Origin of the sequence: Pyramidobacter sp. C12-8, from assembly GCF_002007215.1 — a bacterium.
GTDB lineage: Bacteria > Synergistota > Synergistia > Synergistales > Dethiosulfovibrionaceae > Pyramidobacter.
Genome location: NZ_MUHX01000002.1, coordinates 122,839 through 144,844 on the forward strand (window position 1 = coordinate 122,839; position 22,006 = coordinate 144,844).

Sequence of the window (22,006 nt, forward strand, 5' to 3'; positions counted from 1 at the left end):
ACTCGTTTTATCGTTATGAACGGCCTCGAACAAAAAACGGGGTCTCTTTCGGCAAAAATCATGCGCTCTATTTATTGACTTTTATTTCATGATGAAGAATAATGTCAGTGCGATTTTGCGTTCAGGTCCGTGGATATTTTTTGAACCTGAAGGAGAAAATTATTTGGAATGCAATTTCCAGAAAGAGGTATGAACTGATGACTTACGGAATCCGTCTGCTTGTTTTTCTCAAGGAAGGCGTGCTCGACACTCAGGGCAAAACGGTCGCGGCGTCTCTCAAGGGCATGGGATACGGCTGCCTGAAAAATCTGCGCGTCGGCAAGTACATCCATCTCGACGTCGACGCCGCCTCCGAGGCCGAAGCCGTCGCGCAGGTTGAGAAGATGTGCGACGATCTGCTTGTCAACGATATTATCGAAGAGTTCACGATCGAACCAGAGGCGGCCCGCGCATGAAGACTGCCGTTGTCGTTTTCCCCGGCAGCAACTGCGACCAGGACGCCGTAAAAGCGGCGGCCTCGGTCGCCGGCGCGACGGCCGTCACGGTCTGGCACAAGGAGACGTCTCTGCCGGACCGCACCGACCTGGTCATCCTCCCCGGAGGCTTCTCGTACGGCGACTATCTGCGCTGCGGCGCCATGGCCGCGAACTCGGCGATCATGAATGCGGTCAAGGGACACGCCGCCAAAGGCGGGCTTGTTCTCGGCATCTGCAACGGCTTTCAGGTGCTGACGGAAAGCCGTCTGCTCCCCGGCGCGCTTTTGGCCAACGACTGCATGCATTTCGTCTGCAAGCCCATAACTGTCCGCGTCGAGCGCGACGATCTGCCCTTCACGCTTCGATACAAGAAAAACGAGGTCCTCACGATCCCGATCGCCCACAACGAGGGACGCTATTACATCGACGCCGAAGGCCTGAAACGCCTGGAAGGCGAAGGACGGGTCGCCTTCCGCTACTGCGACGCGCGGGGCAATATCACCCCGGAAAGCAATCCCAACGGCGCGCTGAACAACATCGCCGGCATCGTCAACGATCGCGGCAACGTGCTGGGGCTGATGCCGCATCCCGAACGCTACAGCGATCCGCTGCTGGGCGGAAACGACGGCGCCGGATTCTGGACTTCCGTAAAAAGCTGGCTTGAAGGAGGCCTTCGCCGATGAATTACAAAGAAGCAGGACTCCGCGAGTCCGAATATCTTTCTTTAAAGAAAACGCTGGGGCGCGAGCCCAACGAACTCGAACTGCGCATCATGGGCGTGATGTGGTCGGAGCACTGCAGCTACAAATCCACGCGCCCGCTGCTCAAGAAACTGCCCAAGGAAGGGCGGTACGTCGTCCTCGGTCCGGGGGAAAACGCCGGCATCATCGACGGCGGCGCAGGAATCGGCATCGCCTTCAAGGTCGAGAGCCACAACCATCCCTCGGCGGTCGCACCCTATCAGGGCGCGGCAACCGGCGTGGGCGGCATCATCCGCGACATCATCGCTCTGGGCGCTCGGCCGGTCGCCTCGCTTGACGGATTGTTCTTCGGCTCCGAGCAGTCGCCGGTCCACGACGGCGTCGTCAAGGGCGTCGGCGGCTACGGCAACTGCATCGGCGTGCCCACCATCGGCGGCAAGACCTGTTACGATCCCACCTACGAGGGCAATCCGCTCGTCAACGCCATGAACATCGGCACGGTCCGTCTCGACAAGATCGTCAGCTCACAGACGGCCAGACCCGGCCAGGCGGTCGTCATCCTCGGCTCCAAAACGGGACGCGACGGCATCGCCGGCGCGGCGTTCGCCTCCGCGGAACTGAAGGACAACACCAAGGAAAGCCGTCCGTCGATTCAGATCGGCGATCCGTTCGTCGAAAAGCTGCTCACCGAAGCGTGCCTGGAGATGCGCGACGCCGGATTGTTCGTGTCGATGCAGGACATGGGCGCGGCCGGGATCCTTTCTTCCTCGTCGGAAGTGGCCGCCAAGAGCGGCGTCGGCATGACGATCGACTTCGACAAGGTGCCGCTGCGGGCGGAAGGCATGGAGCCGTGGGAAATCGCCCTGTCGGAGTCCCAGGAGCGCATGCTGCTGATCGTCGAAGACGCGAAGATGCCCGAAATTTACGCGATCGCCGAGAAGTGGGGGCTCGACGCCACGGAGATCGGCCGCACCGAAGAGGGCGACCATTACCGCATTTACTGGAAGGGCGCGCTGGCCGCCGACATTCCCGCGACGACGATCGGCAGCGACTGCCCCACCATCGACTGGCCGCAGCAGCGCCCCGATCTCGAAGCCCGTTGGAACGAGGATCTGAAATTCGACGCGCCCTGCCCGGGACAGGCCCTTGTCGATCTGTTGGGAGATTCCAATCTGCACTGCAAGGAAGACATTTACGTCCAGTACGACTCGATGGTGCAGACGAACACCGTCGTCGGCCCGGGATCGCCGGTCAGCGTCTTCCGCGTCGCCGACTCGGGACGGCTGTGCGCCGTCAGCATGGAAGCCGATCCCTGGGGCTGCGAGCTCGATCCGGAGCGGGCGACCGCCAATCTGGTGGCCCGTTCCTGCCGCGCGCTGGCCGTCGCCGGCGCCGTTCCCGGCGGTTTGACCAACTGCCTCAACTTCCCGTCGCCGGAAAACCCGCAGCATTTCTGGGTGCTCTCGCACAGCGTCGAGGGCATGGCTTCCGCCTGCCGCGAGCTCGACTGTCCCGTCGTCTCCGGCAACGTCAGCCTCTATAACGAAACGTCCGCCACGGCGATCCTGCCGACGCCGCTGCTCGGCGTGGTCGGCATCGTCGAAGCGCCGGCGGTGATGAAATGCGGCCAGTGGAGGGAAGGCGACGTGCTCTTCCTGGCCGGCTGGAACGAAGGCACTTTGGCGGCGAGCGTCTATCAACGCCATTACGCGCGCGACTTCGCCGGCCGTCCCGTTCCCTTCGTGCCCGAGCGCGAGCGGGCCTTCAACGCCGCGGCGCTGGCCACGGCGAAAGCCCAGGCGGCAGACAGCGCCCGCCCGATCATCGGCGGCGGACTGCTCGTCGTCGTCGCCAAAGAGGCGATCGAGAGCGGCGTCGGCGTTGATCTGAAAGAGAAGGATTACAGCGCCGCCGATCTTTTCGGAGAAGGAGCGACCGCGGCGATCTACGCCGTGCCGACCGCGAAGGTCGAAGAATTCCGCCGCTGCTGGAAGGACGTGCCTCTCGAGGAGATCGGCGTTGTCGGCGGTCCATGCCTCGCCGTCGGCGGGAAATGCCTTCGCAGCGTCGAGGAGCTGAACAAGGCGTTCAGAAATCTTTAAAATTCAAGTGCAAGCCGCGTCCTTTCATCGGCAGCGGCTCGTGTGACCACGGCGTTTTTTCGCGCCGCGCCGAAGTTTGGGCTGACGGACGCGGCTGAACCGTCTGCAATCGAAATATCTGGCTTTGACTAATTGGAGGACAGAAGATCATGGGCAATCTGACGTACGAAAAGGCCGGCGTCGACATCAAGGGCGGCGACCATTGGGTTGAAACGATCAAGGGCATTATGAAACGCCGCAAATCCGACCCGCGGGTGGTCGGCGGCATCGGCGGATTCAGCGGGCTGATGCGCCTCGACGGGGACCGGCTGATCGCCGGCTGCTGCGACGGCGTGGGGACAAAAGTCGAGATCGCCCGCGCCTCGGGGATCTACGACGGCCTCGGACAGGACCTCGTGGCCATGAACGTCAACGATCTAGTCACCGGCGGCGCCGTGCCGCTCTTCTTTCTCGATTACATCGCCTGCGGCGCGCTGAACGAAAAGATGATGTCCGCCGTGGTCACGTCGGTCGTCGAGGCCTGCGAATATTGCGGCTGCGTGCTGCTCGGCGGCGAGACGGCGGAGATGCCCGGCGTTTACGGCAGGGAAAGTTTCGATCTGGCCGGCTTCGCCGTCGGCACGCTCAGAGAATCGGAGATCATCGACGGCTCCAAGGTCAAAGAGGGGGACGTCATCATCGGCCTGCACAGTTCCGGCATCCACAGCAACGGCTACACGCTGGTCCGTTCGGCGCTGGCGGAGGAGATCGCCCACGGTCTGGACAAAGAAGGCCCCGTCGCGGGCGAAACGCTGGGACAGACGCTGATGAAGCCGACGCGCCTCTATGTTCCCCAGGCCATCGCGGCGACGAAGACGGGCAAGGTCAGGGCCATGGCGCACATCACCGGCAGCGGTCTCGAAGACAACATCAACCGCGTCGTTCCCCCTCCCTGCGTCTGCAAGCTGAGCTACGACTGGCCGCGCCCGGCCGTTTTCGATCTGATCGCCTCCAAGGGCGTTTCCGAAGAGGAGATGCGCCGTGTCTTCAACCTCGGCATCGGCTACGTCTTCATCGTCTCGCCCGAAGACGAGGCCGAGGTCGCCGCGGTCCTCGAATCGCTCGGCGAAAAACCGCGCCGCGTCGGGCGCGTCGTCAGAGCATGACCTGCAAGATCGGCATTCTCATCTCCGGCCGCGGCACGAACATGGAGGCCATCGTCGCTCACGTCGCCGCGGAAAAAGCCGACGTGCAGGTGCTTTTCGTGGCCAGCGACAACGCTTCCGCGGCGGGGCTGCGCCTCGCCCGGCAGCGCGGCATTCCCACGGCCGTGCTGCCCTATGAAGACGGACGCGCCGCCGGCGAGGCGGCCGTCGAAAAGCTCTGGCAGGAGCGCGGGATCGACCTGCTCGTCCTGGCCGGCTTCATGCGCCTGCTGACGGGCAAGTTCGTCGGCCGCCACGAAGGACGGATCCTCAACATCCATCCGGCGCTGCTGCCGAAGTTTCCCGGTGCGCACGGCATCGAGGACTTTTGGAAAAGCGGCGAACCGGTCAGCGGCGTCACGGTCCACCTCGTCGACGACAAGATGGATCACGGCCCGATCCTGGCGCAGCGCGAAGTGGCCCGCGAAAGCGGAGACACGATCGAGACGTTCGAGGCCAAAATCCACGCCGTGGAGCATCAGCTCTACTGGCAGGCGTTGAAAGACTACATCAAGCGGATTTCATAGGAGGTCTGTACATGAAACGCAGAGCGCTTATTTCGGTGGCCGACAAATCGGGGGCGCTTGAGCTCGGGCAAACTCTCGCGGAGCTGGGCTGGGAGATTTTGTCGAGCTCCGGCACGGCGAAGATGTTCCGCGACGCGGGCGTCCCCGTCGTCGAAGTTTCCGATCTGACAAAGTTCCCCCACATCCTCGGCGGACGGGTGAAGACGCTTCATCCTCTCGTTTTCGGCGGCATCCTGGCCCGCCGCGATCTGCCCGCCGACGTCAAGGACATGAAAGATCATGACATCGCCGGCATCGACATGGTGGCGGTCAATCTCTATCCGTTCGAAAAGACGGCCCGCTCCGGCGCCGCCCTCGACGCGCTGATCGAAAACATCGACATCGGCGGCGTGGCTCTGATCCGCGCGGCCGCCAAGAACTACCGCTACGTGACGGTCATGACCGATCCGGCCGACTACGCTCCCGTTCTCGAAGAGCTCAAGGCCGAAGGTGACGTGACGCCCGCGACGCGCCGCCGCCTGGCGCTGCGCGCTTTCGACGCCACCGCCCGCTACGACGCGACCATCGGCGACGGACTGCGCCGCGAGCTGGGCGAAAAATCCGGCGAGGATTCCGTGACGCTGCCGCTCGTGCGCACGCAGGAACTGCGCTACGGCGAAAATCCCCATCAGCGGGCCGGCGTCTATCTTCCGCCGCTGGCCGACTCGCCCGTGACGCAGCTGGCCGGCAAGGAACTCTCCTACAACAATCTGCTCGACCTCGACGCGGCCATGCGCGCCACCGCCATGCTGCAAAGCGACGTCGGCGCCGTCGTCATCAAGCACACCACGCCCTGCGGCATGGCGGTCGGGAAATCGGTCGCCGAAGCCTACGACCGCGCCTTCGCCTGCGATTCGCTGTCGGCGTTCGGCGGCGTCGTCGGCGTCACCCGCCACATCGATCTCGAAACGGCCGCAGCCATTTCCAAACATTTCACCGAGGTGCTGCTGTGCCCCTCCATCGACGACGCGGCGCTGAAGCTCCTGACCGAAAAGCGCAAAAATCTGCGCGTCATGACGTGGAAGGGCGGACGCGCCTTCGACAAGCAGATGGTTTCGACCTGGTGCGGGATGCTGATGCAGGACGACGAACTGGCGCCTCTGCCCGATCAAAGCAAGGGACAGTGGGTCGGCGCGCCCCGCCCCGATCTCTGGGACGATCTCGTGCTGGCCTGGAAAGTCGCGGCCGTGTCGAAGAGCAACGCCGTCGCCATGGTCAAAGACGGCGAGGCCGTCGGCATCGGCATGGGCTTTTGCAGCCGCGTCTTCGCCGTCGATTTCGCGGCGCGCCAGGCCGGCGAAAAGGCCAAAGGCGCGGTGATGGCTTCCGACGCCTTCTTCCCGTTCCCCGACGGCGTCGAAAAAGCGGCCGCCGCCGGGATCGCCGCCATCATCCAGCCGGGCGGCTCGGTGCGCGACGAAGAAGTCGCCGCGCGCGCCCAGGAACTCGGCGTGTCCATGTTCATCAGCGGGCACCGAACCTTCCGCCATTAAGCCATGGACAGCAGACTGAACGTCGTCGTCATCGGCAGCGGCGGGCGCGAACACGCGCTCGTGTCCGCCTGCGCCCGCTCGCCTCGCTGCGGCAGACTCTACGCCGTCCCCGGCAATCCCGGCATCGCCCAGGAGGCGGAGTGCCATGCGCTGAACGTCACGGACGGCGCCGCTTTGGCCGCCTTCTGTCTGGATCATCAGATCGACCTGGCCATCGTCGGTCCCGAAGGGCCGCTTGCCGCCGGCGTCGCCGACGCGCTGCGCGCCCGCGGCGTGGCCGTGTTCGGCCCGTCCGGCGCGGGCGCGCAGCTCGAAGCGAGCAAAGAGTTCTCCAAAAAATTCATGGCGCGCCATCGTATTCCCACCGCGGACTTTTACGTGTGCCGCACGATGGAGGAAGCGGAAACCGCGCTTTCCAACTTTTCCAGTCCCTATATCGTCAAAGCTTCCGGTCTGGCCGCCGGCAAGGGCGTTTTCGTCGAACCCACGCTCGAGGGCGCGCGCGAGGCGGCGCGTCGGATGCTCGTCGGCAAAAAGCTCGGCGCCGCCGGCGAGACGCTGGTCATCGAAGAAGCGCTGCCAGGACGCGAGCTGTCGTTGATGGTCGTCACCGACGGCACGACGTACCGGCTCCTCAGCACCAGCCAGGACCACAAGCGCCTTCTCGACGGCGACCGCGGCCCCAACACCGGCGGCATGGGCGCCTACGCCCCCGCGCCGTGGGTCACGGAAGAGCTGATGGACCGCGTCCGCCGCGAGATCATCGAACCGTCCGTCGCCGCGCTCGGGAAAGAAAAGCTCGACTATCGCGGCGTTCTGTACGTCGGCCTGATGATCGCCCCGGACGGCACGCCCAAAGTGCTGGAGTACAACGTGCGCCTCGGCGATCCCGAAACGGAAGTGCTCCTGCCCCTGTTCGAGGGAGATTGGGTCGATCTGTGCTGGCATGTCGCCCGGGGCGAGCTGGCGTCCTTCCCGTGGCGCACGGAAAAGAAAAACGCCCTCTGCGTGATCCTCGCCTCCGCCGGTTACCCCGCCGCCGCATCCGCTGCGGCGGAAATCCACGGCCTTGACGCCGCCGGCGCCGTCGCGGGCGTGACCGTGTTCCATGCGGGAACGTCCGCCCAGGACGGCAAAATCATGGCGGCCGGCGGCCGCGTGCTCTGCGTCACGGCGACCGGCGATACGCTGCAGCAGGCCCGGGGACGCGCCTACGAGGCCGTCGGCAAAATCCGTTTCCAAGGCATGCAGTATCGAAACGACATCGGCCATCAGGTTTTCGAGAAAAATTCCGTTTAAAGGAGAACGTTTATGAACCATCCCAGAATCGGCATCATCCTCGGCTCCGCCAGCGACGCCCCGCACGCCCGGAAAATCGGCGCCACGCTGCGCGAGCTCGGCATCCCCTTCGAGGTTACGGTCGCTTCGGCTCACCGCACGCCCGAAGACGCGGCGCATTACGCTCAAAGCGCGCGCTCTCGCGGCTTGGAAGCGATCATCGCCGTAGCCGGCCTTTCCGCAGCTCTTCCCGGCGCCGTCGCCGCCCAGACGACGCTGCCAGTGATCGGCATCCCCGTCGAGTCGGGCACGCTGCTCGGCATGGACGCGCTGCTCTCCACGGCGATGATGCCGCCCGGAGTGCCCGTGGCCTCCGTCGGCATCAACGGCGCCGCCAACGCCGCGCTGCTGGCGGCGCGCATCGTCGCCGCCCATGACGGCGCCGTCGCTGAGAAGCTGCAGTCCTACGCCGACGAGAAAGCGGCCAAGGTGCGCTCGTCGCGCCGCGACGCCCAGGTCTTCGCCGACTTGCCCATGGCCCCCGAAGAAGCGTTGCGCTGATCTTCAAAAAACAAAAATGGAATGAGGAAACGAAAATTCGTTTCCTCATTCCATTTTTGTTTTTACGAGTTTTTTACAATCCGCGCAGCACGAGCTGCTCGCGATCCGGGCCGACGCCGATCAGAACGACGGGGATGCCGATGACCTGTTCGATGTGCCGCACATATTCGCGGGCGTTTTCCGGCAGATCTTCGAAGGCGCGCGCCGCCGAAATGTCTTCGCTCCAGCCGGGCAGCGAGTAATACACGGGGTCGACTTGAGCCAGCTTGGCGATGGCGGAGGGAAAATCCGCGACGATCTTGTCGCCCACTTTATAAGAATTGCAAACTTTCAGCTCTTTGAAGCCGGTCAGGATATCGAGCTTGGTCAGAGCCAGACAGGTGAAGCCGTTCACCCGCACGGCGTAACGGAGCGCGACGAGATCGAGCCAGCCGCAGCGGCGCGGACGTCCGGTCACGGCGCCGAATTCGCCGCCCTTGCGGCGGATCTCTTCGCCGTCGGGGCCGCAATCCTCCGTCGGGAACGGGCCCGAACCGACGCGGGTCAGATAGGCTTTGGCCACGCCGATGACGCGGTCCACGTACTTCATGCCGATCCCCAGACCGATGCAGCCGCCCGAAGAAACGGGATTGGAGCTCGTCACCATGGGATAGGTGCCGTGGTCGACGTCGAGCAACGTGCCCTGCGCGCCTTCGCACAACACCGTCTGTCCGTTCTCGAGCGCGTTGTATACCTCAAGCGAAACGTCCGCCACATAAGGCGAGAGCTCCTTGCCCCATTGGAACGCCTGCTCATAAATGGGGCCGAGAGCCAACGGTTCTTTGCCGTACACGCCGGTAAGGATCCGGTTCTTCTCGGCCAAAGCGACGCCGAGTTTTTCGCGCAGCACATGTTCGTCCAGGAGGTCTTCCACGCGGATGCCAATGCGCGTGTATTTATCGGCATAGCAAGGACCGATGCCGCGCCCGGTCGTGCCGATCTTATGCTCGCTGTCGCGGGATTCCTCCTGGAGCTGGTCGAAAAGCTTATGGTACGGCATCACCACGTGAGCCGCTCCGCTGACGCGAAGGCACGCGCGGTCTTTCCCCCGGGCGCGCAGTTCGCCCAATTCTTTCAGCAGCTGCTCGGGGTCGATGACGACGCCGTTGCCGATCACGCAGGTCTTGCCGGGATAAAGCATTCCCGAAGGCAAAAGGCGAAACACGTATTTCTCCCCGTCGACGTACACGGTATGGCCGGCGTTCGCTCCGCCCTGATAACGGGCGAAAATATCCACTCTCGAGCCGATGGAATCGACAACGCGGCCCTTTCCCTCGTCTCCCCATTGAGCGCCGATAAGTGCCTCGATCTTGCCCTTCATTGTTTTTCCTCCTTAACAGGCTGCTGCGAATTCCAGATCTCGTCTACCGTCACCAGCTCCACCGAATTCAGGTCAAGTGTGCTCAGGTAGGCCAGAAAAGGGAACGTTTTCTCGCGCGCATGGCAAATCGCGACAGCGTTGCCATATTTTCTCGCCAGATGAAGCGCCGCGTTGAAGCGCGCCTTCATCGTGGGCAAATCCGTTGTCCCATCGATAAACACTTTGTTCTGAGCGGTCGGGATATGATAGTTCCGCGCCGTTTTTTCGGCGACTGTCCTGCCGCTGGTGCGGCTGTCCAGAAAGCCCCACCGGGTCGCCGACAGCGCTTTCATAAAGCGGCGCATTGTCGGCGCGTCGGAAGTCGCTTTTGAACCTCTGTGATTGTTGATGCCGATCGCATGCGGAAAATCTTTCTGCAGCGACGCAAGGTACTCGGCCATTTTCTTTTCCGGCACGTCAATCCCAATAACATAATTGCGTCCGCCGTCCGGATCCCCCAGCGCCTGCATCGGCACGTGCAGCAGAAAAGGCTGCCCCTGTCTGACTGCATATTCGGCGATCTTGTGACCGTGCGGCGTACCGGGAATAATCGCCCACGTCGCGCGCAGTCTCAACTGGGCGATGCGCTCGGCCATGCCGTAATTATAGCCGAAATCATCAATAACAAGGGCCAGACGAGGGCGGGACGCCGCGGCGGGCTTCCCTTTCTTTGGCAGCGCCGCCGACTGGAGCCGCGCCACCCAAGAGGCCGCCACGAGAATCGTTTTCTTCGTCGAGGACAGCGCTTTTTCCAGAGAAAGAAACGCCCCTGGACGCCACAGCCGCTCCTCCGCCGACAAGACGACCGCGTTCTCCGCTTTTCTTGCCTCTCGACGCCGTACGCTCTCTCCATTGTGCATCATGTTTGTAAAAACGCAAACGACAGCAAAGGAGATCACCGCCGCCAGAACCCAGGAAGGATTCTTCATTTGCCAAGAACGGGTTTCTTGTCGGGATTCGAACTCTTATCGTCGCGTTCGCTCTTCACTGCAGCGTCATCGCTGCCCTGATCTGCGGAAATGACGGAAACGTCGGAAGACACGGGCTCAGGGATGGGATCCCTCAGCGTTTCCGGTTTTTCTCCCGCAATCAGTTTCAAGAGCGTCTCTTTCGCTTTGTCCAGCTGAGGATCGCGGGGGCTGGCGTCTTTTGTGGATTTTTCTTCTGACGGCCCGTTTTTCGTTTTCCCATTCGGCGTTCCGGTTCCTTCCGCCTCGCCTTTGTCTCCCTGGCTTGAATCCGCCTTGTCGCGATCTTCGTCGCTCCACAGGGATTTCACGTAAATATCGGGAGAAAGCCCGACGTGGTCAATGCGGACTCCCTTCGGAGTGAAATAGCGAGCCGTCGTCACGAACATCCCCGAGCCATCGGAAAGATTGAAGAGGACCTGAACCGATCCCTTGCCAAAACTCTTGGCGCCGATCAGAAGCGTACCGTTGCGGTCGCGCAGAGCGCCGGAGACGATCTCGGAAGCGCTGGCGCTGCCCTCGTTGATCAGCACGACCAAGGGCAATTGAGTCAGGACGCCTTCATGCGCATAGAACTCTTCGTTCGCCGAATCAACGCGCCCCTTCGTCGAAACGACAAGTCCTCCGTCGATAAACAGGTCGCAGATATCGCGCGCTGAGTCGAGCAGACCGCCGCCATTATTCCTGAGATCGAGAATCAATCCCTTCGCTTTTTTGTTTTTGAGATCGATGACGGCCTTGCCCACATCCGGCGCGCTGGTCTTGATGAACTGGCGCAGGCGAATGTAACCGATATCGTCGCTGAGGATCTCCGCGTGCACGGTCTCGATCTTGATCGTGTCCCGCACGATCTTGAAATCGATCAGCCTGGCCGTGTCGGCGCGACGGATCCCCACGGAGACTTCCGTGCCGGGATCGCCGCGAAGCAGTTTCACAACCTTGTCGAGGTCCCAGCCGATGACGATATCATCGTTCACTCTGACAATTTCGTCCATGGGACGCAGCCCGGCCTTATCGGCGGGCGTTCCTTCAATGGGATTTATGACGAGGATTTTCCCGTCGCGGCTGGCGATATTGATTCCCAAACCGCCAAAGGATCCCTCCAAGGAAGTTTTCTCGTCTTCCAACTGCTGAGGATCGAGAAAACGCGTATATGGGTCTTTCCACGCGCCCAGCATTCCGCGCATGGCCCCATGGACCATTTCACTCTCATCGATGTCGTTGCTTGCCGCATCGACCTGATACGCCTCGACAATAACGCGCGCCTGTTTCAGGAGCCACAGCGAATCAGTCGAGAAAGGAGCGACCTGCGACAATTCCCCCTTGCTGGCGTACACCACGGGGATAAGAGTCATGAGGACCGCGCCGATCAGGATCCCCAGCGCCACATCGCGATATTTTTTCAGTATTTTCATGAGTTCCCCAAAAGGGCTCTTTCTACTCCTTCCACTACAAATATTTCAACGGATTGCGAGCCTCTCCATTCACACGCACTTCGAAATGGAGATGCGCCCCGGTCGCTACGCCGGTCATGCCGACCCTGCCGATCGTGGCCCCTCTCTTCACGGTGTCCCCTTCATCGACCTGAATCCTGCTCATATGAGCGTAAACAGTGGCGTAACCGCCGCCGTGATCGATGATGACCACTTGGCCGTATCCTCTCATCCACCCCGCAAAGATGACCTCCCCGGGGCCGGCAGTCTTGATCGGCGTTCCCAGAGGAGAGGCGATATCGATGCCCGTATGCTGACGTTTCGTTTTGAACCGAGGATGAACCCGCATCCCGAAGCGGCTTGTCACCTTTCGGTCTGGAACCGGCCAGTCGAACTTGCCGTTGCCTTCGTAAGCGGGAATACGGCCGCCTTTATTTTTCCCCGGTCGAGCGGCAAGGGCCTTCTTCTTAAGGTATTCGGCAATCTTTTTCTGCAGGGCTTTTTCGGCTTCCTCGCTCTCCCGCATCGCCGCTTCGTGGGCTTTTTTATCCTTCTCCACGCGAGCTAAAAGTTCCCTGCGGTGAGCTCCAGCCTGCTTATTGGCCTGTTGTTCCCGCGTGCGCTGTTTATGGCGCTGAGCCAATTGCCCGCGCGTCTGTTGAAGTTTCAATTCGTCGCTTTTCAGAGCCAACTTTTCCGCTTCAAGAGCTTCGATGTCTTTCTCGTCCTGGCGACTCAAACGATTCATGAGATACGTCAGGTTGTTGAGCTCCGCCAGGTCCGCCGCCGAGAGCATCGCGTTCAAATCAGCCGCGCCGCCGTATTTGTAAATAGCGACGCACCGTCTTGAGAGGATATCCTGCAAAGCTCCGATGCGCTTATTATGCTCCTCAATGCTTTCGCCGACCTCTTTGAGTTCCCGCTCGTTCTTTTCGATCTGCAGATCAAGCAGGGCAATCTGCTCCTCGGACTGCTGGACGCGGTGATCGAACACAGACAGTTCGCGCAGATACCCCTTTTCCTTTGCCTTCGCTTCGGCAAGTTCGCGAGTATGATATTGAATGCGTTTGTTCAGCAGATCCAGCTGCTTTTTCTGCTGAGCGATCTTGTCGTCGAGGCTTGACGCGCTCAAGGCCGGAGAGCCGAGAACGAGCGCCACGCAAAGGGAAAGCCAGACGGCTTTTCCTGAGCGCAAGCGGCGTTTCAAGACCGGCAGGACGCAGGTTCTAAAGCGGGGCAGCCGCATTTTTTATGTAATGGCGCACAGCGATAAAGCTGCACAGCCACCCCATCGTCACACCTGCGCAAAGCAGGACCTGATCGAGCAAAACGATCTCTCTCCACTGCAACTGCTGACGCAGAAACGGCAGGACCGCATCGATCGTCCCCATGACATGCAGCTGTCCATAATGCAGCAGGATCACAGCGGCCACAGCGCCTAACAGCCCCAGCAGCATTCCGTTGAGGACGAAGGGAGACGCCACGTATGAGCGGGTCGAGCCGACAAGAAGCATCACCGATATCTCCTGACGCCTTGAATAAATGCCGATGCGAATCGTGTTATAGAAGACCAGGCCGCTCACAAGCATCGCGATCACGAGAACCGTCAGAGCGATTTTGGAAATCAGCGAGGACAGCTTCACCAGACGTTCGGCCAGCGCTCCGGAGTACATCAAGTCGTCGATCTCGCTCATCCCCGAAAGCTGCTTGACGATCGAAGTCACCAGCGGAGCTTGTCTCACCTTGATCTCGATCGTCCAGGGCAAAGGATTGTCTCCCAACAGCGTCACCGCTTTCGACTGGGCGCCCATTTTCGCGCGCAGACGATCCAGCCCCTCCTGAGGGGAGATGTACTTCAGCTCCGCAATGTCACGGTTATCCTTCAAAGCGTCGATAATGTGATGCACCGCTTCCTCCGAGGAAGCATAAGCCTGTATTACCAAGTCGCTCTGGATGTTCACGGCAATTTTGCGGATATTCAGCGCCAGAAGAGAGCTTGCCCCGACAAGAAAAAAGACCGAGGCGGCGGTGACCAGCGTCAGAAGGCTCAAACCCCAGTGACGAAAAAACAGCCGCAGCGTGTCGCGCACAACATACCTATAAGTCCCCACTGATGCTGTACCTCCCTTCCCGCTCGTCGCGGACCAGGCGTCCCATGTGCAGTTCCACCACGCGCTGACGATACGTATCGACCAAGTGCTGATCGTGCGTCGCCACGATCACGGTGGTTCCCGCGGCATGGATGGACAGCAGCAGTTTCATCACGTACTCCGCCGTATGCACGTCCAGGTTGCCGGTCGGTTCGTCCGCCAAAAAGAGGCGCGGCGCATTCACGATCGCCCGCGCGATGGCGACTCTCTGTTGTTCTCCGCCGGAAAGCTGATCGGGCATAAGCCCCCTGCGATTCCAAAGGCCGACCTTATCGATGACGTCGTCGGTTCTTTCGCGTGCCTCCGCGCGCGGCACCCCGCACACTTCGAGAACAAAGGCCACGTTCTCCCATGCCGTCAGATTCGGCAACAATTTGTAATCCTGAAACACCACGCCGATGTCGCGTCGAAAGTATGGCAGACTGGAAGACGAGAGCCGGCGCAGGTCGATTCCGTCGAGGCTGACCTGTCCTCGTGTCGGCAGCACTTCCCGGGTCAGCATCCGCATCAGCGTCGTTTTTCCGGAACCGGTAGTGCCGATCAGGTATACGAACTCTCCTTCCGAAATGTCCAGATAAATATCGCTGAGGGCCTGGATGTTCGGCGGAAAGATTTTCGTCAGTCCGTTTATGTGGATCTCCATAGCAATGCACCTCCTGTCGCCATTCCCAATCAAAAGCGCCGCTGATTATCATACCACAATCACGAGCGCATTGCCCTTTCGAAGCAGAGGACAAAGTCGGACTGGATCGCCGCGCACGCCGCTTCCAGATCGGCCCGCTTTTGCCATGGGGGGGGAAAGAGGACCCCGCCGCCGTTCCATAGAGTTCCTCCCCAACGCCCGGCGAAATCGGACACTTTCGAATCGTACGGGATCAGCGTGCATGGGACGCCCGCCTTCAGCGAGAGCACGCCAAAGTGAAGGCGCATGCCAAACGCTCCCGCGGCGCCGCTGAAAAGTTTCGACAGCTGTTCAGCGTCGGGATATATAAGCTCGTCGACTCCGCACACGCCGCGTTCCCGGATCTCCCGCATCAGCTGGAGATCGTTCTTGTCCATCGCGACTCCGACGGTTTTCAGTTTCCCGGCAGGAGACGAACGGGCGTAAGCCCTCGCGGCTTCGTACTCCAGCTCCCCGTCATGACGGCGGAAATTTACGAGGAAATATTCGGGGCGCCGGCTCTCTCTCCCGAAAGGAAGCGCCAGGGCCAGATCGTCCGAAAGAAGGCACTGTCCGTTGAGAAAAGTCTGCGAGTGAAGATCCCGGACCGAAACGATCTCGCAGCTTCGGAAGGCGTCTTGGGCCAAAAGGCGATTGATCCGGCGCGACAGCGGGCCGATGGACTGGCCGACCGCCCATGTTTTGCAGCCGCAGAGTTTGGCCAATCTAACTACCGTCCAATAATACCACGGACTGCGAAAACTGGAACTGTCCTGAAAAATCCCGCCGCCGCCGAGCAGCAAAGTCTCGCTGAGCCTCAAAGCCCGGACAACATCCCGGCGGGACCAGCGGTCGATTGGATAAACGCGATGCTGTTCCACGCTTTTTTTCGGTTCTCCCGACAGCATGGCGATCTCGCGTTCCTTCAGGCCGCAGTTTTTCAGAAGCCGAATGGTCGCGGCCGCCAGCAGCTCGTCGCCGAGATTTCCCATGCCGTAATAGCCGCAGAGCAGAACTTTCCAGCGGCGCGTCATTTTACAAGAGACTGCGCAGCCGCCGGAAGAGCGGCCGCCCCACGCGTACGCCGACAAACAGGACGAGGCTGCCCAGCACCAGGCCGATCCACCATCCGTTGAAGCCCCGAAGCAACGTCAAAGGCAAGGGCGTATGGAAATGGCAGAAGCTGTTCACCGCGGAGGAGAAAGCCAGCGTCACGGCCAGGCGAAGGATTTCCCGCCAATGAGCCCACATTTCCTGACGTTTTAGATAGTACCAGACGACCAGGGCTGGATAGCCGATGAGAAATTCCTTGGTTCTGGGACGGGCGCCGAGGATTTTCTCAAGCCAGTCGCGGAACATGATCTCGGACGTTCCGACGAGCCCGTAATTTCCGCTGCGCAGCAGCATTACTGCGGCGCCCAGCAGCAGCGTTCCCGCCAGCACGATTTCGCCCCAAAGCGGCGGCCGCGACAAAATCTCGGGCAATGATTCGGGATGTTCGCGCTTATGCACGTCGATCAGCAGAATGAGGAGCAGCGGAAGGAGCAAGCTCAGCTTGACGCCGCTGAACGTGCTCAGGCGATACATATAGAGAGGCACGGAAAAACGGCCGGCGATCACGAGACCGCCGACAAGCACGAGCAGAAAACCTTCAACCGCCCCGCGCAGGGGCACCTTCCAGCGATCCATGGCCAACAGCGAAGCTTCCGCCGCCAGGAACCCGGCGGCAAACGCTCCGCCAAGTCGGGAAAGGATTCCCGCGTACAAAGAGCACACGCCAAGGACGACGGCCGTCGCCGCAAGGACGCCCAAAAAACGTTTCCGAGAAAGGAGCGACATGTCGAAATAACGCTCGACATATCTCGCCAGCAGCAGCAAAAACAAAATCTGCAGAGCGATCGCCGAAAAAAACGAATTGATCCATGGGCTGGACGGAGCGGGGGCCGGCCACAGACGCTTGAAGCCGTTTCCGTCGAGACGCGCCCGCAGAGCCTTGACGTCCTCGCAATATTCGGCAAGCTGAGGCGCAACGGCGCGCAAAGGATCCGCGCGGAGCACCAGAAGACGCACTTCTCTCTCCTCTGCGGCGCGGTAAAAGCGATTCAGCATAATGGGGCGGATGATATTCCTTTTCAGGACTTCCTCGCGATCCACGGCATGCAGCGACACGACGTTCGGCCAGGCGGCAGCGACCTGTCTGTCCGCTCCGTACTGCCGCGAGAATTCTACCTGCGCCATCAGCAAACCGCGTTCCTTGACAAAGCTGCCCAGTCGTTCCGTATCAGGGTAAGTTGTGGCAATTTCTCCGGTGGGACAGAGGACCTTGACGCTGGAGAAATTGTCGCAGACAAACGTCAAGCTCTCCTCAAGCCCTTCACCCGAGCTGCCCACACTGGGCGACGGCGCGAAAACCAACGGCACGCCGGCCGCCGAAAGGTACTGCATGGAACGCAGATCGGGCAGGACGCCCGCTTTTTCCAGCTGCACATAAGGACGCGGGATCCTGAAATAGACGGTCCGCCCCTCAGCGACGCGCTCTCCGCTCTTGAAGCGTCTCTTTAAATATTCTTGCTGCAGTTCCGCCAGCGCCGGATCCCTGAGAATGACGACGGTCCCCGAGGGATAAGAAAAACTCCTGAGGACTGAATCGGGCACGTCGGCTGCCGGAACCGCCGTTACCTGATCGACGGCCCCCTTGACGAGATCTTCCGCCGTGCACTCGGGCACCATGAACGCAGAAATTCCCGCCTCCATCAGCGCCGCAAATCTATTCTGCCCCTCTTCCGCGTTTAAGGAATGAAGTTCCATCAGGTCAAACACGAGCAGCGCAGAACGGTTCGCATGCTCTTGAAACAACCGCCACATGAGAGACGGTATGGCAAGCGCCAATGCCGCGAACAGACAATAAACAAACACCCTTGCGTCATTTTTAGTTTTCGTCATCATGAAGACACCTCCCAGAGTTGATTTAAAGAAAACCTCAACTCTTCCATCATAGAGCCGAACAGACACACCGGGAACCCCACGACCGTCGAGTAATCTCCGTGGATCGCCCGCGCGAAAAGACCGCCCAACCCCTGAATCGCATAGCCGCCAGCCTTGCCGAAAGGTTCGCCGGTCGCAACATAGCTCTTTATGACCGAGGCGGTCAGTTCCCTGAACTGCACCTTCGTACACTCGTACCGACAGAGTCGGCGCCTCTTCCAGAACAGCGCCAGGCCGGTGTACACCGCGTGCTCCCTGCCCGAAAGAGACGAGAGCATGGCAAAAGCTTCCGCGCCGTCGTGCGGCTTGCCGTAAATTTCCGCTCCCAGAGACACCACCGTGTCGGACGCGATGATCAATGCCTGCGGATATTTCACGGCAAGGGATTGCCCTTTCAATTCGGAAAGCCTCATGACCAAGCGCGCGGGAGACTCGCCGGCCATCCTCTCTTCGGCAACATCGGCGGGAATGACGTCGAAGCTCAGGCCGATTTTTTCAAGGAGTTCCTTGCGCCGGGGGCTTGCCGACGCGAGGATCACGTGAACATCTCTGATGCGCATGAATCAAAGCCAGAGCAGCGCGACAAGTCCCAGCGCTCCGCAGTACAGAGCGAAAATCCACCAGCGCCCGCGGAGGATCGCGCGATGGAGCACATACAACGCTATCAATCCGGAGACAAAGGCAAGCAGCGCGCCATAAAGCCAGCCTTCGGGAAGGGATACGCCCGCCCCGGCGGCATGGCGTAGTTCAAGCACTGCCGCGCCCGTTATGGCCGGGAGAGAAAGCAAAAACGAAAAGCGAAACGCTTCCGCCGCGCTTAAGCCGCATAGAACGCCTGCAACCAACGTCGCTCCCGAACGCGAGATACCGGGGATCACCGCGATCCCTTGAGCGATGCCGACAATAAGGCCGATGGAAACGCAAATTTTACGCGTGCCGGCGGGAACGACCGCAAGGATCAGCATCAAGACGCCTGTCACCAAAAGCGCACCGCCGACGCCCGCCATCGAAGCGCCGATTCTCTCCACGAAGGGCTTCAGCAGCAGACCGATGATCGCCGTGGGAACGGATCCGAAGATGACGGCCCAGCCGAAATACCATCCGTCTGATTTCTGTCCGACCGGCATCCTGAAACCGCGAAAGAATTCGAAAAGCATCCGCACAATGTCTGTGCCGAAATAAACCAGCGTAGAACAGACCGTAGCCACATGCAGTACCAGATCGAACGCCAGTCCCGCCTCGCCGTTCCCCGTCACATGCTGAAATATCGCCAAGTGCGCGGAGCTGCTGACCGGCAGATACTCGGTCAATCCCTGCAACACGCCTTGCGAAAGGCTGGAAATAAATGGAGTCATCACTTTCACCCGTTTCACAGAATTTATCCGCCAGAAAATTCGTTCAGAGCCTAAAAGCTCTGAACGAATCTCAGTGTCTCGTTATAACCTTGCGATCAACGGAATCACAGCGGAGGCGCTGCGCATGTACTTCCTCAGCAGCTCCTTGCATCGCAGGGAAATCTGCTTTTTCAAAAGCTCGTCGTCTTCCAAAGCCTCGCGTTTCAAAGCGCGGCGGACGGCTTCGGAAAACTCCTGACGCATCCCTTCCGCGTCCTTGAAATGGATCTGGCCGTAACTCTCGAAACAAGGCTCGCCGACAAGACGTCCTTTCTTGTCAAGCGTGATCGAGACCACGAGGACCCCGTTCTCCGAAAGTTCCTGACGTTCCTTCAGGATCGAGCCTTCCTTCTCCCCCAGCGCCATACCGTCTACCAGCACGGCGCCGGCCGGCGCTTTGCTTTTGACCCCGGCCGAATTCCGCGTGATGGAAAGGATGTCGCCATTGTTCATGATGAAAACATTTTTTTCGGGGATCCCCACTTCTTCGGCCAGCTGCGAGTGGCGGATCTGCATGCGATATTCGCCGTGAACGGGAACGAAATATCGAGGCTTCACCATGCTGAGAAGCATTTTCAGCTCTTCTCTGGAGGCGTGCCCGGAAACATGCAGCCCCGCCTCCCTGCCGTACAGGACTTCGCATCCCAGTTCAAAAAGTCTGTTGATGGTGTTGCTGACCAATTTTTCGTTGCCGGGAATGGGATTGGCGAAAAGGGCCACCACATCCTTGCTGTCAAGCTTGACTCGATGATGAGCGCCTTTGCTCATCAAAACAAGCCCGGAAAAAGGTTCTCCCTGACTGCCGGTCGTCATCACGACAAGATGGGAATCGTTGTAAGAATCCATCTCGGCAAGAGGGACGACGGTCTCGGGATCAGCCTTTATATAGCCCAGACGTATTGCCAGCTCGACGTTGTTGACCATGCTGCGCCCGGCGAAGACGACCTTCCTGTTGAAGCGCGCCGCCGCGTCAAGGACCAGCTGGACGCGATGAAGGTTGCTGGCGAAAGCGGAAATGATGACGCGCCGGTTGCGGTAGGTGCGGAAAAGATTGTCGATGGACCCGATCAACGACTTTTCGGATTTTGTAAAACCTTCGCGTTCAGCGTTCGTGGAGTCGGAAGCCATGAGCAGCACGCCCTTCCGCCCCAGTTCGGCGAAAGCGGCGTAATCGGTGACGTGTTCGTCGACAGGCGTGGGATCGAACTTGAAATCGCCCGTATGGAGCACGACGCCGAGGGGGGTCTCGACGGCGATCCCCAAAGCGTCGGGGATCGAGTGACAGACGGAAATGAACGTAACCTTGAAAACGCCAAGCGCAACGGTTTCTCCGGCCTTGACCTCCACCAGCCGCGGCTTGTACCGCGGCGCGGCTTCCAGCATCTTCCCCTCGATCATGCCCAGAGTAAGCTTGGCGCTGTACACGGGGACGTCCAGCTTGGGCAGCACGAACGGCAGCGCGCCGATATGGTCCTCATGCCCATGGGTGATCAGGATGCCGCGGATTTTTTTTCGATTTTCTTCGAGATAGGAGATGTCGGGAATGACAAAGTCGATGCCCAGCATCTCCTCATCGGGAAACATCAGACCGGCATCGATCACCACAATGTCATTTTCGTACTCTATGGCGTACATGTTCTTGCCGATCTCCCCCAGGCCGCCCAGAGGAATAAACTTCAGCGTTTCAGTCGGCGCGGAGGCGATCTTTCTTCTGCGGGCATAGGCTGCGCGTGAGACGTTCATTGCCGTCCCTTTTTCGCTGATTGTGCGCCGGCTGTACGTCCCTTTGGTGCCCTTTCTCTGGGGCGACGCCGTTGCGGGCTGCGTTGATATTGCACTCTTCGAATTATTTTTCATCTCAACATTCCTTGTCTATGATTTTTGCGATGGCTCTCGCAATGAAAGAACAATTCTGCTAGAATAGTATTGTATAAGGCATCTTTGCATTTCAATCTTTCTTTCCCCAACTGGAGGTATAAAAGTGGCTGAACACAAGCACAACGACGACGCTGTTTTAATGACTCAGGAAGGCTATGACAAACTGAGCACCGAATTAAAACAGCTCAGAAGCGAAGAACGTTATAAAATCGCCCGCAGGATCGAAGAGGCCCGTTCTTTCGGCGATCTCAGCGAAAATGCCGAATATGCCGCGGCCAAGGACGACCAGGCCAAACTCGAAGGCAAGATCCAAGTCATGGAATATCAGCTTTCACGCGCCAAAATCATCGATTCGGCCAGTTTGGACAATTCGCACGTTTCGGTGGGAACGACCGTGACCATCATGGATATCACCCACAACAAGGAGTTCGTCTACTCCATTGTCAGCTCGGAAGAATCCGATCCGGAAAAGGGTCTCATTTCTTCCGTGAGCCCCGTAGGGCGGGCCCTGATGAACAAAAGGGTGGGCGACGAAGTGCCCGTCAAGGTCCCGATGGGAATCCGCAAGCTCAAGATTCGCAAGATCAAAGTCAAATAGTTCCAACGGCCAAACTCTTTGCGGACCGCGATATAAAAACGCCGAGAGGCTCAGCATGATGGGCTGTGCCTCTTTTCTATTATATCCCACTCGTTTCCGTTTGTGCAATTTTTGGAGCAAGAAAGCAGGGCAATCGCTTACGGAATAAGAACCCCCGTAGGGACGAGTCCCAAGACCTG

Annotated in this window: 20 protein-coding genes; 9 read left to right on the plus strand and 11 right to left on the minus strand. The window is 59.9% G+C overall.

What is annotated here, in order from left to right; all coding sequences use genetic code 11:
* The first annotated feature begins 197 nt into the window (after positions 1-197).
* The 8 genes from purS to purE all read left to right on the plus strand — a co-directional run bounded on the left by purS (position 198) and on the right by purE (position 8,361).
* Positions 198-455, plus strand: a complete 258-nt coding sequence (purS, locus tag B0D78_RS01235; RefSeq protein WP_078015168.1) for a phosphoribosylformylglycinamidine synthase subunit PurS — start codon at positions 198-200, stop codon at positions 453-455.
* A complete protein-coding gene (gene purQ / locus B0D78_RS01240; protein WP_078015169.1) occupies positions 452-1,159 on the plus strand; it encodes a phosphoribosylformylglycinamidine synthase subunit PurQ in 708 nt (235 codons plus the stop codon). Before purS ends, purQ begins: the two co-directional genes overlap by 4 nt.
* Complete coding sequence (purL, locus tag B0D78_RS01245) at positions 1,156-3,279, plus strand: phosphoribosylformylglycinamidine synthase subunit PurL (protein WP_078015170.1); 2,124 nt, start codon at positions 1,156-1,158, stop codon at positions 3,277-3,279. The genes purQ and purL overlap by 4 nt, the downstream gene beginning before the upstream one ends.
* Before the next feature lie 149 nt (positions 3,280-3,428).
* Positions 3,429-4,424 carry a phosphoribosylformylglycinamidine cyclo-ligase gene (gene purM, locus B0D78_RS01250; protein WP_078015171.1) on the plus strand — a complete coding sequence of 332 codons (996 nt, stop codon included), beginning with the start codon at positions 3,429-3,431 and terminating at the stop codon, positions 4,422-4,424.
* Positions 4,421-4,990: a phosphoribosylglycinamide formyltransferase gene (gene purN, locus B0D78_RS01255; RefSeq protein WP_143521667.1), complete on the plus strand. Its 570-nt coding sequence runs from the start codon at positions 4,421-4,423 to the stop codon at positions 4,988-4,990. Before purM ends, purN begins: the two co-directional genes overlap by 4 nt.
* A gap of 11 nt (positions 4,991-5,001) precedes the next feature.
* On the plus strand, positions 5,002-6,522 hold the full coding sequence (gene purH / locus B0D78_RS01260; RefSeq protein ID WP_078015172.1) for a bifunctional phosphoribosylaminoimidazolecarboxamide formyltransferase/IMP cyclohydrolase: 1,521 nt from the start codon (positions 5,002-5,004) through the stop codon (positions 6,520-6,522).
* A gap of 3 nt (positions 6,523-6,525) precedes the next feature.
* The gene (gene purD, locus B0D78_RS01265) at positions 6,526-7,821 is read left to right on the plus strand and encodes a phosphoribosylamine--glycine ligase (RefSeq protein ID WP_078015173.1); all 1,296 of its coding nucleotides are present in this window, start codon (positions 6,526-6,528) and stop codon (positions 7,819-7,821) included.
* 12 nt (positions 7,822-7,833) lie between these two features.
* Positions 7,834-8,361, plus strand: a complete 528-nt coding sequence (gene purE / locus B0D78_RS01270) for a 5-(carboxyamino)imidazole ribonucleotide mutase (RefSeq protein ID WP_078015174.1) — start codon at positions 7,834-7,836, stop codon at positions 8,359-8,361.
* 73 nt (positions 8,362-8,434) lie between these two features.
* Here purE and B0D78_RS01275 read toward each other — a convergent pair whose 3' ends face one another.
* The 11 genes from B0D78_RS01275 to B0D78_RS01325 form a co-directional block, all read right to left on the minus strand.
* Positions 8,435-9,721 carry an adenylosuccinate synthase gene (locus tag B0D78_RS01275; RefSeq protein ID WP_078015175.1) on the minus strand — a complete coding sequence of 429 codons (1,287 nt, stop codon included), beginning with the start codon at positions 9,719-9,721 and terminating at the stop codon, positions 8,435-8,437.
* The gene (locus B0D78_RS01280) at positions 9,718-10,689 is read right to left on the minus strand and encodes a divergent polysaccharide deacetylase family protein (RefSeq protein WP_078015176.1); all 972 of its coding nucleotides are present in this window, start codon (positions 10,687-10,689) and stop codon (positions 9,718-9,720) included. The genes B0D78_RS01275 and B0D78_RS01280 overlap by 4 nt, the downstream gene beginning before the upstream one ends.
* On the minus strand, positions 10,686-12,143 hold the full coding sequence (locus B0D78_RS01285; RefSeq protein WP_078015177.1) for a S41 family peptidase: 1,458 nt from the start codon (positions 12,141-12,143) through the stop codon (positions 10,686-10,688). Before B0D78_RS01285 ends, B0D78_RS01280 begins: the two co-directional genes overlap by 4 nt.
* 34 nt (positions 12,144-12,177) lie before the next feature.
* Positions 12,178-13,320, minus strand: coding sequence for a murein hydrolase activator EnvC family protein (locus B0D78_RS01290; RefSeq protein WP_168169950.1), 1,143 nt, complete (start codon positions 13,318-13,320; stop codon positions 12,178-12,180).
* A 67-nt stretch (positions 13,321-13,387) separates the two neighbouring features.
* A complete protein-coding gene (locus B0D78_RS01295) occupies positions 13,388-14,272 on the minus strand; it encodes a cell division protein FtsX (protein WP_078015179.1) in 885 nt (294 codons plus the stop codon).
* Positions 14,259-14,954: a cell division ATP-binding protein FtsE gene (locus B0D78_RS01300; protein ID WP_078015180.1), complete on the minus strand. Its 696-nt coding sequence runs from the start codon at positions 14,952-14,954 to the stop codon at positions 14,259-14,261. Before B0D78_RS01300 ends, B0D78_RS01295 begins: the two co-directional genes overlap by 14 nt.
* A 59-nt stretch (positions 14,955-15,013) precedes the next feature.
* Positions 15,014-16,006 carry a polysaccharide pyruvyl transferase family protein gene (locus B0D78_RS01305; RefSeq protein ID WP_078015181.1) on the minus strand — a complete coding sequence of 331 codons (993 nt, stop codon included), beginning with the start codon at positions 16,004-16,006 and terminating at the stop codon, positions 15,014-15,016.
* A 1-nt stretch (position 16,007) separates the two neighbouring features.
* The gene (locus B0D78_RS01310; RefSeq protein WP_143521668.1) at positions 16,008-17,918 is read right to left on the minus strand and encodes a DUF5693 family protein; all 1,911 of its coding nucleotides are present in this window, start codon (positions 17,916-17,918) and stop codon (positions 16,008-16,010) included.
* Positions 17,915-18,517 (minus strand): Maf family protein, encoded by a 603-nt coding sequence (locus tag B0D78_RS01315; protein WP_078015183.1) that lies wholly within the window; start codon positions 18,515-18,517, stop codon positions 17,915-17,917. The genes B0D78_RS01310 and B0D78_RS01315 overlap by 4 nt, the downstream gene beginning before the upstream one ends.
* Positions 18,518-18,520: 3 nt before the next feature.
* A complete protein-coding gene (locus B0D78_RS01320) occupies positions 18,521-19,330 on the minus strand; it encodes an undecaprenyl-diphosphate phosphatase (protein ID WP_240496081.1) in 810 nt (269 codons plus the stop codon).
* Between the two features lie 63 nt (positions 19,331-19,393).
* Complete coding sequence (locus B0D78_RS01325; RefSeq protein WP_233543510.1) at positions 19,394-21,094, minus strand: ribonuclease J; 1,701 nt, start codon at positions 21,092-21,094, stop codon at positions 19,394-19,396.
* Between the two features lie 238 nt (positions 21,095-21,332).
* Here B0D78_RS01325 and greA point away from each other — a divergent pair, with 238 nt between their 5' ends.
* Positions 21,333-21,827: a transcription elongation factor GreA gene (gene greA / locus B0D78_RS01330; protein ID WP_078015186.1), complete on the plus strand. Its 495-nt coding sequence runs from the start codon at positions 21,333-21,335 to the stop codon at positions 21,825-21,827.
* Positions 21,828-22,006 lie beyond the last annotated feature (179 nt).

Bases quoted from the DNA above. Each gene is read 5' to 3' on its own strand.
- purS (WP_078015168.1), top strand. From the start codon at position 198: ATGACTTACGGAATCCGTCTGCTTGTTTTTCTCAAGGAAGGCGTGCTC.
- purQ (WP_078015169.1), top strand. From the start codon at position 452: ATGAAGACTGCCGTTGTCGTTTTCCCCGGCAGCAACTGCGACCAGGAC.
- purL (WP_078015170.1), top strand. From the start codon at position 1,156: ATGAATTACAAAGAAGCAGGACTCCGCGAGTCCGAATATCTTTCTTTA.
- purM (WP_078015171.1), top strand. From the start codon at position 3,429: ATGGGCAATCTGACGTACGAAAAGGCCGGCGTCGACATCAAGGGCGGC.
- purN (WP_143521667.1), top strand. From the start codon at position 4,421: ATGACCTGCAAGATCGGCATTCTCATCTCCGGCCGCGGCACGAACATG.
- purH (WP_078015172.1), top strand. From the start codon at position 5,002: ATGAAACGCAGAGCGCTTATTTCGGTGGCCGACAAATCGGGGGCGCTT.
- purD (WP_078015173.1), top strand. From the start codon at position 6,526: ATGGACAGCAGACTGAACGTCGTCGTCATCGGCAGCGGCGGGCGCGAA.
- purE (WP_078015174.1), top strand. From the start codon at position 7,834: ATGAACCATCCCAGAATCGGCATCATCCTCGGCTCCGCCAGCGACGCC.
- B0D78_RS01275 (WP_078015175.1), bottom strand. From the start codon at position 9,721: ATGAAGGGCAAGATCGAGGCACTTATCGGCGCTCAATGGGGAGACGAG.
- B0D78_RS01280 (WP_078015176.1), bottom strand. From the start codon at position 10,689: ATGAAGAATCCTTCCTGGGTTCTGGCGGCGGTGATCTCCTTTGCTGTC.
- B0D78_RS01285 (WP_078015177.1), bottom strand. From the start codon at position 12,143: ATGAAAATACTGAAAAAATATCGCGATGTGGCGCTGGGGATCCTGATC.
- B0D78_RS01300 (WP_078015180.1), bottom strand. From the start codon at position 14,954: ATGGAGATCCACATAAACGGACTGACGAAAATCTTTCCGCCGAACATC.
- B0D78_RS01305 (WP_078015181.1), bottom strand. From the start codon at position 16,006: ATGACGCGCCGCTGGAAAGTTCTGCTCTGCGGCTATTACGGCATGGGA.
- B0D78_RS01310 (WP_143521668.1), bottom strand. From the start codon at position 17,918: ATGATGACGAAAACTAAAAATGACGCAAGGGTGTTTGTTTATTGTCTG.
- B0D78_RS01315 (WP_078015183.1), bottom strand. From the start codon at position 18,517: ATGCGCATCAGAGATGTTCACGTGATCCTCGCGTCGGCAAGCCCCCGG.
- B0D78_RS01325 (WP_233543510.1), bottom strand. From the start codon at position 21,094: ATGAACGTCTCACGCGCAGCCTATGCCCGCAGAAGAAAGATCGCCTCC.